Source organism: Micromonospora solifontis (genome assembly GCF_003725545.1).
Classification (GTDB): domain Bacteria; phylum Actinomycetota; class Actinomycetes; order Mycobacteriales; family Micromonosporaceae; genus Micromonospora; species Micromonospora solifontis.
Genome location: NZ_RJLN01000033.1, coordinates 1 through 13,091 on the forward strand (window position 1 = coordinate 1; position 13,091 = coordinate 13,091).

At 65.2% G+C, this 13,091-nt stretch carries 7 protein-coding genes; 4 read left to right on the top strand and 3 right to left on the bottom strand.

All coding sequences use genetic code 11. The features are described 5' to 3' along the window. Nucleotides 1-1,020, top strand: a 1,020-nt coding sequence (locus EFE23_RS13725; protein WP_204335132.1) for a hypothetical protein, incomplete at its 5' end; no start/stop codon positions are given. 11 nt (nt 1,021-1,031) lie between these two features. After that, nucleotides 1,032-1,505, top strand: coding sequence for a flavoprotein (locus EFE23_RS13730; RefSeq protein ID WP_233600974.1), 474 nt, complete (start codon nt 1,032-1,034; stop codon nt 1,503-1,505). 193 nt (nt 1,506-1,698) lie between these two features. Here the strand turns inward: EFE23_RS13730 and EFE23_RS13735 are convergent, their stop codons facing one another. Further along, on the bottom strand, nt 1,699-4,173 hold the full coding sequence (locus EFE23_RS13735) for a protein kinase domain-containing protein (RefSeq protein WP_158675859.1): 2,475 nt from the start codon (nt 4,171-4,173) through the stop codon (nt 1,699-1,701). A 520-nt stretch (nt 4,174-4,693) separates the two neighbouring features. Here EFE23_RS13735 and EFE23_RS13740 point away from each other — a divergent pair. Together EFE23_RS13740 and EFE23_RS13745 are read left to right on the top strand one after the other, a co-directional pair. Next, on the top strand, nt 4,694-7,771 hold the full coding sequence (locus tag EFE23_RS13740) for a DEAD/DEAH box helicase (RefSeq protein ID WP_123241310.1): 3,078 nt from the start codon (nt 4,694-4,696) through the stop codon (nt 7,769-7,771). Nucleotides 7,772-7,779: 8 nt separating this feature from the next. Next, nucleotides 7,780-8,256: a GIY-YIG nuclease family protein gene (locus EFE23_RS13745; RefSeq protein ID WP_148058451.1), complete on the top strand. Its 477-nt coding sequence runs from the start codon at nt 7,780-7,782 to the stop codon at nt 8,254-8,256. Between the two features lie 75 nt (nt 8,257-8,331). On the opposite strand, the gene EFE23_RS29290 is transcribed toward EFE23_RS13745, so the two are convergent. After that, a complete protein-coding gene (locus EFE23_RS29290) occupies nt 8,332-10,773 on the bottom strand; it encodes a M14 family zinc carboxypeptidase (protein WP_123241312.1) in 2,442 nt (813 codons plus the stop codon). A 137-nt stretch (nt 10,774-10,910) separates the two neighbouring features. Then, a complete protein-coding gene (locus EFE23_RS13755; RefSeq protein WP_123241313.1) occupies nt 10,911-13,064 on the bottom strand; it encodes an MMPL family transporter in 2,154 nt (717 codons plus the stop codon). Between the last annotated feature and the right edge of the window lie 27 nt (nt 13,065-13,091).

Genomic DNA, 13,091 nt, shown 5'->3' on the forward strand with positions numbered 1-13,091 from the left:
CATCGAGGGCAGGCCATGGGAGATGACGCGCACAGTCCCGCTTCCGGTGCCGCTCGGCCGGAACTACTGAGCGGCCTCCGCGCCTTTCTTAACAGCTACCTGACGACGCCCGACGGGCCGACTCCATCGTTTGTCGAAGTACGGCGAGCCGTTGGCCGGGTGCATAACCTTTACCAGCGGGCGAGCTACACATCGGTCGCTCGCCTGCTGCCGGAGGTGCTCAGCCAAGCAACAGCCCTGACGGGCGATGCCGGCGGGCTGCATCGCGGCAGGGCCTTCCGGCTGCTCGCCGCCGCTTACATCGCCGCGTCGAAGCTGGCCACCAAGGTGGGTGATGGTGACACCGCCCTGTTGACCGCCGATCGGGCTTCCACCGCCGCCCGGTTGGCGGACGACCAGGCCTTGGCAGCCGTGGCTGCCTATCAGGCGGCATGCGGGCTTATGCGGCTGCCCGGGAGAGCGGGCGACGCCGAACAGATCGTGCTCACCAGCGTTGACCGCCTCGGTACCGTTGATGACCCCGACCTGCTGTCTGCGCAGGGAGCCTTGGTATTGCTGGCTGCCGTGATGGCCGCTGGACAGGGCAGGTCCAGGGAAGCGGGCCAGTTCCTTGCGACGGCCGCAGACCTGGCGGCGGTGCTCGGCTCAGATCGCAACCGGCTGTGGACCGGGTTTGGTCCGACGAATGTCGTCATCCATGCGGTCTCCGCTGCGGTTCGAGCCGGCAACGCGGATCAGGCGCTGGAGATCGGGGCGCGGCTCGACACGTCGCGGCTGCCGGCGGTGCTGGTCGGTCGACGGGCCCAGGTGCACGTCGACCTGGCGGCAGCGGCGCTGACGTCGTCCAGCGACAGGTCGGTTGCGGTGCTTCACCTTCTTGAAGCCGAGCGGGTCGGTGCCGAAATGGTCTACGCCAACGTGCAGGCGAGGGCGCTGCTGCTTGACCTGCTGGCCAAGGAGCGCCGAGCGGCGACGCCGGGGCTGCGGCCGTTGGCGGAGCGTGCTGGGCTGCTGGCGTGACGAGGCGTGGAGTGCTGGCACTAGTCGTCTGTGCCGCTCCTCCGGCGCTGCGGATCGGTGAGCTAATCGAGCTGCTGCAGGAGGACGCGTGGACCGTCTGTGTGACCGCTACGCCGACTGCGGCGACATGGATCGATCGTGAGGCGTTGGCGCGGCTGACGGGGTATCCGGTGCGCGTGGAGTGGCGGATGCCGGGCGAGCCCGAGCCGCATCCACCGGCGGATGTCGTTGCTGTGGTGCCGGCGACCTTCAACATGATCAACAAGTGGGCTCTGGGCATAAACGACACGCTCGCGCTCGGCGTCCTAAACGAGGCTCTTGGCAATGGCGTCCCGGTATACGCATTTCCTAATGTCAAGACTCAACTTGCCGCTCATCCCAGATACCGACTACACCTGCAGCAGCTTCGGGACGCAGGCGTCATCGCGACTTCGCTGACCGGCGAGCGAGTCAACCAGACCGTACTGTCTCGCCTGAACGCCTAGAAGAGCACGTGCGTTCGAAACGTGGGAGACATCCCCCTCCAGTCAATTGACTTTGGCTAGTCCAGCCGAAATCCGCGATCACCCTCACCGATGGCTAGCCGGCCGCAACATCCCGATCTAGCCCCAACAACCAAAGATATGCCGGCGTTGTTGACACTTTTTGAAGCCTGGATCATGGATAGCACGGGCGGCCTCAGTTGCCAGTCCTCGGCAATCCGACCTTAGCGTCGGATGCAGTCGGCCGATCCGAGTCTGCTACCAGCGTCCTAAGCCAAGAACCAACCACATCTCCGTGCCGGCCGCCGGCCAGCGTCAATAGATCCTTAAGGTTTTCGCCATCGAAGCGGGCGCCCGCCGCAAGCTGCGCCAGAGTGACCCCCAGCTGAAAGATGTCGACATCCGGCGTCCAAGAGATGCCATTGAAGTCAGGCGGAAGGTAGCCTGGGGTTGAGGATATTGTCTGAACTGGGTCCGCCGCTCTCACCGATATGTTAAAATCGATCAAAACCGGGCCCCGATCAGCGATGATTATATTCTCTGGTTTAATATCGCGGTGGACCACGCCGTAACGCAGTCGCTCCCAGTCCTCGAAACCTCCCGGCGTAAGCTCAGAATTCTCCATCAGCGCCGCCGCTCCGGACGCCGAAGGATGCATGTACGAGAGAGCATCCAACAGGCGGCTAGCGATGGACAAGAAGGACGCCGTGTCCGGTGACAGCGTCGCATTGCACATATCAGCGAGCGTGCTGCCCTCGAGATACTCCATTACGATGCAAGGAACACCCCCCGGCGCCTGCGTGGCCTCAATGAAGCGCACAATGCCGGGATGACTAAGTGATTGAAGATATTCAACCTCGCGCTCCAGGGCACTCAGGCGAGCGGCACGGAAAGCCTTGACCGCAACCTTTTCTCCCTTTTCATCCTGAGCGACCAGAACATCAGCGAAACCACCGGACCTAATCCGAGCGACGATTACGCGCCCACCGACATGGTCACCCACCCTGAGAACGGGAGTTCCTGGCCCTTCCTGTGGTCTGTCCTGTCGAGCCTGGAGGTACGACTGCAGCAATCCGATGGACAACGCCTCACTTCGGTCGCCGTCCGGCAGCAGGCCATAACCGATGAGATGCGACATCTCATCGACGTATTCCGAGGCTAGCATTCGGAAGTTGTACACTTGCCCTTCGGCCAGCATTTTGAGCATCACGAATTCGTCTGGATACTGATCCTCAAGGGAAGCCGTTACTTGTGCAAGTACGGCGCTATGAGCTGAAACCATAGACCTCGCCGCGAGTACGGCATGGTTACGAACAACGTCCACAGCTTCATGACGCGGGAGCAGACTCGAGTGAACGAGGCTTCCGAGCGTTCTTAGTAAGGCCGGATGCCCACCCGTTTGCTCTAGCGCGTATGAAAGTCCCTCGTTTGTCCACCGAAGACCGATCGGAGAACCGAGATTGACTAATAGGTCTTGAGCGTCTCGCGGATCAAGAGGCCCCAAATAGCGAATTGAAAGATAGCGATACAAAGGATTATCCAGTCCAGAAATGGTTGCCGACTCGGCGCACTCCGGACTCGTTCCAGAAATGAGATATTTTAGTCTTCCTGGAAACTGCTGATCTAACCCCCTTAAAACCCGCCAAAGTCGAACGAACGAGCTCTTGTCAGGTAGTTCAAAAAGCCTCTCAATTTCATCTACTGCGATTACGACTCTTCGGCTACTGGCATGGATTATGGCGGTCAGATCGTGCGCGAAAGCCTCCCAGACCGACAGTCCTGCCGATATCGCGTCAGTGGCTGTTGCGTACTGACCAAAGAGCTTCAACCCCTTGGTGCTTCGCGCTACGCGGCCGGACGCATAGAGTGCTTCACCCAGCGCCCACAAAGTATATTCGGGACGGGGATCTATCGAAGTCGTCCATTGCAGATCAATCTTTGCGACTATACATCTCCCACTCTGCGCAACAGATTCGGTGACTCGATTTGTCAGACTAGTCTTTCCGATCTTCCTAAGCCCGAATACCCCAACCTGAGATTGTCCCGTAATGAGCTCATCAGCTATGTCATCGATTGTGTCACGCCGACCGAAGAAGTCGGCGGCCTTTATGGCAGCCGAAGGCAGATCGTACAGGTCTCGCACATACAAGCGATCGAGTAGGATCCGTTGTAGAGCCGGCTCGTCACCAGGCCGCTTCGCGCTCAGCTCATCAAACGAGCAATGAACGATCGTAGTATCGAGAGAGGATTCTGCTTCGACTCGACTTCGTGTATGTGGATCATAGCGTGACACGAGGATCGCAAAGCTTCGACTTAGCCGCACTCCCATGCGACTTAAGACGACCTTCATGTCATCAATATCACGCGCCTGGAACCGTGGGTACGTGGAGCACCAAAGAAGAACTTCTCGATCCAGCCTAAACAGCTCGGAAAGCCGCCGGTTTGGTTTGAGAATTAGGCCCCACTTCTGGGGATGCCTCATGTCTTCCTGAATGTTCTCGATTGAGAATCCAGCGGCCCTAACTGCATCGATGACAGGGCCGCGATCGGTAGGATCGTTCAGGCGAAAACTTCTCAAAATGTAGTCAGAAATTGGCATTACCACTCCAGTAGCAGCCAACCGAGGTGCACTCTTCTGCGGCTGATGGCCGAGGACAGGACGCGAAGCCACCGGCACGACGCCTCTCCCGAACTTCGGCGGCAGGCAAGTAGCCCGCATCCACAGCTACCGATGGCACACTTGCGATGGCTCCTCGATCGTGCTTCTGAACCTGATCGGGCCGCGCTACCCAGGCCCTGTCTCCCCGATCGGCACCCGGCCGTCCCTCTAGTTCAGGAAGCATCGCGCCTCACCTCCCCACAAGGTGTGCTGGTGACATTACCGGTAGGAGTCCGACGTGCGGCACCCCCGGAACTCAACCGTTCAGCCTGCTTCCGCCTGGCACCTCTACGCTGCCAAGGAGCTACACGGGTCGATGTTGCTTGGCGCAGATCCTCGCCCGACTGGAGAAGTTCGCAGCTCAGGGCACCTTTTCCGAGATCAATCGAGAGCAGATGTGCTGGCTCCTAGTGCGGTGCGGCAGGCTCCATCAAGAGAAGAGCCCGGAAGACGACCTGTCATGGAGCCGACAGTAGCCAACGGGGGCAGTCGCGGAACCAGGAGGTCGGCCCTTGCCCGATAGGGTGTGAGAGTGACGGGGCTTGAGCCGGGAATCTACGAGCATCTCATTACTCGACAGCTCAACGACCGAATCCGGCATTCCGACCCTGCCCTAGTTCAACAGGCTAGGTTGGATCCGGCCGAGGCTCCTGCGGTGCTTGCCCGGCACATCGCCGCGGTCACTCGCCGTGCATTACTTGCTGTGAGTGGTGGCGACGACAAGCTAGCTCGCCAGATCGCGCTAGCAAACCGCATCATCGGCAACATCACTGAGCACATGCAACATGTGGTTAACGCCGACGACCAGATCGCTGACGCAGAACGCTTGCTCTACGCCATCGCAGCCCCAACCGTTCCGCCTACCTCACCAGCCTTCCCGGGACGCCCAACCACGTCCCTGAGTTCTGGGACCCTGCTTGTCAACGGCCGGCACCAGCCGCGTATCGGCCACGAGGTCGCCTACGAGATGGAGTCGGCCGACTCCGTCGACCTTCTCTGCGCCTTCATTAAGTGGCACGGCCTACGCCTCATCGAGCCCGCCGTTAGCGAGCTGGCCGCCCGTGGCGGCCGCCTCCGCGTCATAACCACCACCTACCTGGGCGCCACCGACCAGCGAGCCCTGGACCGCCTCGCCGAGCTGGGTGCCGACATCAAGGTCTCGTACGAGACCAGGACCACCCGCCTGCACGCCAAGGCGTGGCTGTTCCGCCGCAACAACGGCATGACCACTGCCTACGTCGGCTCCTCCAACCTCTCGAAGTCCGCTCTGGTAGACGGCCTGGAATGGAACGTGCGGATCTCAAACGTCGAGCAACCGCACGTCATCGACACCTTCACCGCGACGTTCGAGGACTACTGGAACGACCCGGCGTTCGAGGCGTACGACCCGGCGAGAGATAGCGAGCGACTCGGACACGCGCTGCGGGGCGAGCGGACCCACGACGACAGCATCACGGAAATCGCGAACGTTGAGGTCCGGCCGTACGGGTATCAGCGGGAGATCCTGGACGACCTCACGGCGGAGCGCGAGGTACACGGCCGCTGGCGGAATCTGGTGGTCATGGCGACCGGCACGGGCAAGACGGTGGTCGCGGCGCTGGATTATCGACGGCTAAACAAGGCGGGGAAGGTCGACTCGCTGCTGTTCGTCGCGCATCAGGAGCAGATCCTGCGACAGAGCCGGTCGACGTTCCGCCAGGTGATGGGCGACGGGAGCTTCGGCGAGCGGCTGGTAGCCGGGGATAGGCCCAAGCAGTGGCAGCACGTGTTTGCATCGATTCAGTCACTGCATCGACAGGAGATCGACCCCGAAGCCTTCGACATGGTGATCGTGGACGAGTTCCACCACGCCGAGGCAAGGACGTATGCCCAACTCCTGGCGCGGCTGCGGCCACGCGTACTGCTCGGGCTGACCGCCACGCCCGACCGCGCCGACGGCCGGGACGTGCGACGGTGGTTCGACGGGCATGCGGCCGTGGAGCTGCACCTCCGGGAGGCGCTCGACCGGCAACTGCTCGCGCCGTTTCACTACTTCGGGCTGCACGATGACGTGGACCTGTCGCACGTCACGTGGAAGCGAGGGCAGGGCTACGACCGGGGCGAGTTGGAGAACGTCTACACCGGTAACGAGGCACGGGCGCGGCTGGTGCTGCGTGCCGCCCAGGACCTCGTTGACGTGAGGCGGATGCGGGCGCTGGGGTTCTGCGTGAGCATCGGGCACGCCGTGTTTATGGCGGATTGGTTCACCCGTCACGGTGTGCCGTCGGCGGCGGTGACCTCGGAGGTCGACCGGCCAGCGCAGCACGAACTGCTTCGCGACTTCAAGGCCGGCAAGCTGCGCGTGCTGTTCACCGTCGACCTCTTCAACGAGGGCATCGACCTGCCGATGGTCGACACGATCTTTCTGCTGCGACCCACCGAAAGCGCCACGATCTTCCTTCAGCAGCTCGGTCGTGGTCTGCGCCTGGACGACGACAAGCCGTGCCTAACGGTGCTCGACTTCATCGGCGCGCAGCACGCCAACTTCCGGTTCGACCTGCGATGGCGGGCGCTGACCGGGGTCAGCCGCCGAGAAGTGCACGACGCGGTTGAGCAGGATTTTCCGATGCTGCCCAGCGGTTGCCACATCGAACTGGACCGCGTGGCCAAGGAGGTTGTGCTCCGCAACCTGGAGCGGGCGGTTCCGTCGTCGAGAAACAGCATGGTCACCGAGTTGCGGCAGCTCGGTGACCTCTCCTTGGCGGAGTTCCTGCGGGACACCGGCCTGGAGATTGAGGACGTGTACCGGTCGGCGACGCTCGGCGGATGGACCGGCCTGCGACGGCTCGCCGGGGTGGAGACCACGTCCCCGGGTCCGGCTGATCGAGAGTTGGCGCGAGCGATCGGGCGGATGCTGCACACCGACGACCTGGACCGACTGGCCCTGTGGGAGCATGTGGCGGCCGGTGGACCAGTGCACCAGGGGCGGCTGCTGGACATGCTGCACTTCAGCCTGTGGGGACCGAATGTGCCGCCATCGCAGCGGGAGGAGCGGCTAGCGCAGCTCTGGGCAGAGCCGGCGCGTTGTGCCGAGCTGCGCCAGGTCGCGGACGTGCTGCGGGAGCGGATCCATAGAGTCACCAAGCCGGTCGGGCTAGGTCAAATTCCGCTGCGAGTACACGCCCGGTACAGCCGCAACGAGGCGTGTGCGGCGTTCGGAATGCCGAACCCCGGGTCGCTCCGAGAAGGCGTCAAGTGGCTGCCGGACGAGCAAGCCGACATCTTCTTCGTGACACTGGTGAAGTCCGAGCAGCACTACTCCCCCACGACCATGTACGCCGATCGGGCTATCACCGAGACCCTGTTCCAATGGGAGTCGCAAAGCACCACGACCTCGGCATCGGCCACCGGACAGCGGTATATCCACCACGAGAAGCAGGGGTCAACGGTGCACCTGTTCGTGCGCGAGACCAAGGTTGCCGAGGGGAACATGGGCGTGCCGGCCTACCTGTACGCCGGCCCGATGAGGTATCGGGAGCACAGCGGGGAGCGGCCCATGCGGATCATCTGGGAGTTGGCCCACCCGCTGCCCGCCGACATGTACTCGGCCGCCCGAGCGATCGCCGCGTAGGAGCACCAATGAGCCCAGAGGAAGCGTTGCTCAACCCCGCCCGGCTGTATCGCGCAGAGCAGATACGCGGGCGGGAGTGCCCAATACCGGCGGCTCCCGGGGTTTACGCCTGGTACTTCACCTCGCCGCCGCCCCTGGTGCCGGTCGGTGGATGCCACGAGCAGCACGGGGCAGTGCTGCTGTACGTCGGCATTTCCCCGAAGGCACCGCCCAGCAACGGACGGCCACCGAGCCGGCAGACGATCCGCAGCCGAATCCGCTATCACTACCGAGGCAACGCGGCCGGGTCGACCCTCCGCCTCACGCTCGGCTCACTGCTCGCCAAGGATCTCGGGATTGATCTGCGGCGGGTCGGTAGCGGTAAGCGACTGACATTCGGCCGGGAGGGCGAGAAGCAGCTCACGGAGTGGATGGCGGAACACGCGCAGGTCACCTGGGCCGGCGTCTCCGCCAGGCTCGCCGGTTTGGAGTTCCCCACTCGCTGATCCTCGGGCTGGCTCCCACAGGCCAGTGGCCGCCGACCATGGCCGGCGGCCCCAACGTTCAAGCAACGGGCTGGCCTATTGAACCGTCACCCTCTGCTTGTTGTAGTTCGAGCCATCGCCGTCCGGCTTGTAGTTGCTCTCCACGTTGCCGGCGATGTCCACCGAGAACCAGTTCACGGTCGTGTCGCTGTTCACCGTGATGCTCTGCACTCCCTCCCGCATCCCCGCCAGCGCCAACTTCGGCGAGTCATACGTCGGCCGGCTCCCATCAACCGTGTAGTACACGTTCGCCGGCTCACTCGTGCTGAACGTGAACGACGTCGCCCCCGCCTCCTGCTTGACGACCTTCAGGCTGCTCCGAGGCTGGCTCTTGTCCGTCGCGTACGCCCGGGCCACCTCGAGGATGCCGATGTTGCCGTTGGCGAACTCCATCGCCTCCTCGTGCCCTTCGGCGAACGGCGGCTGGAACCCGACGGCGCTGAACCGCCCGGTCGTCGGGTTGTAGATGTCGGCGCCGACTTCGAAGTCCCAGCCGATGATGCCCCGGTTGTACCAGTGCTCGTCGGCGCTGTTGCCGGCCGCCGAGTAGAGCACGTCGGTCACCGGCCCGGTACGGCCCGGCCAGATCGCCGTGCCCCGGTATTCCTGGACGCGGGAGAGGATGTAGTCCGACGAGGTCCAGAAGTACGCCTCGGTGCCCTGGTCCACCCGCGGCAGCACCTCCCGCCCGTCGGCCTTGTACGCCCCGGGCGGCCACATGAAGTATCCGCCGTAGGAGTGGGTGTTCATCGACAGCTTGATGTTCGGGTAGTGGTCGACCAGCCAAACCTCGTTGCGTGCCTCCGGCTCGGACAGCTCCGCCGGGCCGGCGTACACGTCGCTGGTGCAGCTCGTCGCCGTCGCGCCGACGTAGCCGTCGAAGACGGATCCGACGGAGAAGTTCCGGTTGACGTCCACGCCCCAGGAGTTGCGGCGGCCCGGGTCGGCGTTGGACGCCGGGCAGTGGTTGGTCATGTTCCGCCGCTGCATGTTGTAGTCGTACATGCTGTAGTGCGCGCCGTCCGGGTTGACGACGGGCAGGATGAAGATGTCCAGGTCGTTGACGAGTTTGCGGGTGTTGGGGTCCTGCGCGTAGTTGCGCAGCAGCCGCTCGGCGGACTCCACGCAGACCAGCGGGGTGACCCATTCCCGGGCGTGTTCCTGGCAGTAGAGGAAGACGCCGACCTTCGAGCCGTCGCGGTGCTTGCCGATCCGCAGCACCTTCATCTGGAAGGGTTCGCGGGACACGCTGGCCGGTGCCTTCAGGTTGTCGGTCAGCGGGGTCACCGGGGCCGCGGCCACCGTGCCGGTGCCGGCGTTGCCCCGGTACGTGCTGGCGGTGAGCAGCCGGGCCGCGTCGGTGTTGCCGTTGATCGCGGCGACGACCTGCGCGGCGGTGCTGGTGATGGCGCCGGAGCCGTCGGTGGCCAGGCTGACCGTGACGGCCGTGCCGGAGACGCTGACCGTCAGCGGGGCGTTGGCCGTGCCCGGGTTGACCAGCGACATGGTGAGGTCGTTGCCGCCGTCGGAGCCGTACGCCGTGGAGGTGACGTAGAGGGTGCTGGGCACGGCGGTGCCGAACTGGGCCTGCGCCTTGCGCCGGTAGCCGTTGGTCTTGTACGGCAGGTCGATCAGCTCGGTCAGGGTGGGGAACTCGGCGGCCAGGCTGGTGAACCGGGCGGTGACCTCGGTCGGGTCCATGTAGTGGTCGACGAAGTCGGACACGTACGGGTGTTTGCCGGGGGCCTTGCGCGGGCTGCCCAGCCACTTGGCGACGTCGACGGTGACCGTGCCGCCCTGGTTGCTGGTGATGGTGACCTTGGCGGGGGCGGCGGTGATGGGGACGGGGTTGCTGAACCGGTGGTACATGTACTGGCCGGCGTCGGTGAACCGGGACAGGGTGGCGGTGCCGCCGGAGCCCATCGCGGTGCCGGGCCCGCTGTCCCAGCTGGCCGTGAGCACCGTCGTGGCGTCGGTGCCGGCGCTGGATTTCACCTCGATGTTGAGGAAGAGCTGGTTGTCGAGGCTGGTGAACCATTCGGCCCGCAGCACGGTCAGGGTGTCGGTGCTGGCCGTGGCGGCGGTCGCGGCGCGGATGGCGGCGGCCCGCTCGGCCATGTTCTGTGCGTAGTCGCTCTGGTCGGAGACGGCGTCCTGCACGTCGAAGCCCTGGTCGCGTAGCGCCTGGCTCTCCTGCGGGCTGAGGATGGCGTGCACCTCGATGCCGTTGTCGACGGGTTTGACGTACTCGGCGAGGTCGACGCCGAGGTGGTGGAGGCGGTCGATGCCGGACTTGTCGGCGACGACGATGCGCATCAGGCCGACGCCGTTCTGTGCGCCGGTCGACGACCGGTCGGGGGTTGTCGCGCTGTCGGTGGTCGGGTTGGCGAGGCCGGGGGCGCTGACGGCGAGCGCCAGGGGTAGGGCGAGCAGGGCGAGGAATCGGCGCGGTCGGTTGGATCTTGGCGTACTCCTCATGAGAGTCCTTCCGGCGAGGCGATCCAGAAGGCCGCGCGGTCGAGGTTGCCTGGTGGGCCACCTCGACCAGCGCAGCTATCCAAAGCGTGATCGCCGTCTCACCATCCGTCAAGATCGATGGTGGGAAGTTCCCCGCTTTACTCCCCCGGTACGCCCACCGGCTCCGGCGGCACCTCCCGCCCGTTGACTCGCCGCTCATCCCCGTGCCCCGGCCACCAGGCCGTGTGCCCGATCAGCGCGGTCAACGCCGGCACGAAGAACATCGACATCACGAACGCCGACAGCACGATGCCGATCGCCACCGCGAAGCCCATCTGCTGCAGGAACGAGATCGGCGCGAGCATCAGCACCCCGAACGTCCCGGCCAGGATCAGCCCGGCCGCCGCGACCGTCGGCCCGGCGTGCTCCACGCCGATGGCGGCGGCCTGGTGCGGCTCGTTGCCCTCCCGTGCCTCCTCGCGGAGTCGGGCGATCATCAGGATGTTGTAGTCGGTGCCGATCGCCACCACGAACAAATAGAGGATGATCGGCAGCTGGAAGGTGACGCCGGGTTTGCCCTGCAAGCCTTGGAACAGGTAGACGGTGGCGCCCAGGGTGGCGGCGAAGTTGAGCAGCACCGCGATGACCAGGTAGATCGGCGCGACGAGGCTGCGCAGCAGCAGCGCGAGGATGAGCGCGATCAGGCCGGCCGCCACCGGCAGGATGACCGACAGGTCGCGGTTGTTGGCCGAGTTGATGTCGGCGAAGATCGCGGTGGGTCCGCCGACCAGGGCGCGGGTGCCCGGTGGGGCGGCCCGGTGCAGGTTGTCGCGCAGGTCCTCGCGGACCAGGGTGATGGCCTCGTTGGAGACCGGGTTCTCGTTCAGCAGCAGGTTGACCCGGGCCACGCTGGGGTCGGTGCCGCGCTCCGGCGGCTGGGTCCGGCCGACGCCCGGGGCCTTGGCCGCGGCGGCGGCGAAGTCGGTGATCTGCTGCTCGGTGAGCGGCGTCCCGTTGCCGGTGGTCAGGTAGACCTCGGTGGGGGCGAGCGCCCCGGCGGCGAAGCCGCGTTGCAGGTCCTTGGCGGCCTTGGCCGACTCGGTGTCCTGCGGGAAGCCGGCGCTGAAGTCGTAGTCGGCCTGGTACCCGAGCACGCCGGCGGCGAGCGCGACGAGCAGGGCGCCGGATGCGGCGGCGACGAGCGCGGGGCGGCGGCCGATGGCGGTGCCGAGGCGGTGGGACATGGTCGCCTTGGGGGCGCGCTGCCAGGCCTTGGACGGCCAGAAGACGTACCGGCCGAGCAGTGAGACCACCGCCGGGATGAGGGTGAGCGACGTGACCAGCATGACCCCGACGGCGATGGCGAGCGCCGGGCCCAGCGAGCCGAAGAAGCCGAGGGACGCCAGCAGCAGCACCAGGAACGCGACGATGACGGCGCCGGCGGCGGAGGTGATGACCTCGCCGACCCGCTGCACGGAGACGATCATGGCGGTGCGCTTGTCGTCGCCGGCGCGCAGCCGTTCCCGGTAGCGGAAGAGCAGGAACAGGATGTAGTCGGTGCCGATGCCGAACAGCACGATCAGCAGGATCGTCTGCAGGTCCTGGCTGACATTCAGGTCGAAGGCCTTGCCGGCGGCGGCGACGAGGCCGGTGGTGACGGTCATGACCAGGCTGATCGTCACGACGGGCAGCAGCGCGGCGATCGGGCTGCGGAAGATGATCAGGATCAGTCCGATGATCAGGATGATGGTGGCGACGCCGACCACGGAGAAGGCCTTGTTGAAGGTGTCCTCGTTGTCGACGAAGCTGGCCACGTCGCCGGCCACCCCGGCGGTCAGGCCGCTGCCAGCGAGCTGCGGGCCGATGCCCGACCGCAGATCACGTACGGCATCCAGCAGCGCCGGGTCGTCCGGGGTCGGCGCGTCGAGGCCGACGGTGACCACCTGCACCGACTTATCCGGCGCGACGGCCGGCGGGCCGGTCAGGTAGCCGGAGGTGTGCGGGATGTTTTTCGCCTTGAGCGCCTGGGCGAGCTGGCCGACCTTCGCCTCGTCGGCCGGGGTGAGCGGCTGCCCGTCGGCGCGTTTGACCACGATGGTGGCCGTCGCGGTGGCCTGCTGCGGGAACGCCTTCTTGCCCAGCTCGGTGGCCTGCACCGATTCGTAGGAGCGGGGCAGGAAGCTCTCCTGGTCGGCGGAGGTGATGTCGCTCAGCGACGGTGTGGTGAGGACGATGGCGGCGGCGGCGAGCAGCCAGCCGGCGATCACCCACCACGCTCTGCGTACGACGAATCTGCCCAGCCGCTCGAACATCGTTTCCCCCGTCTGTCCGGCTCGCCC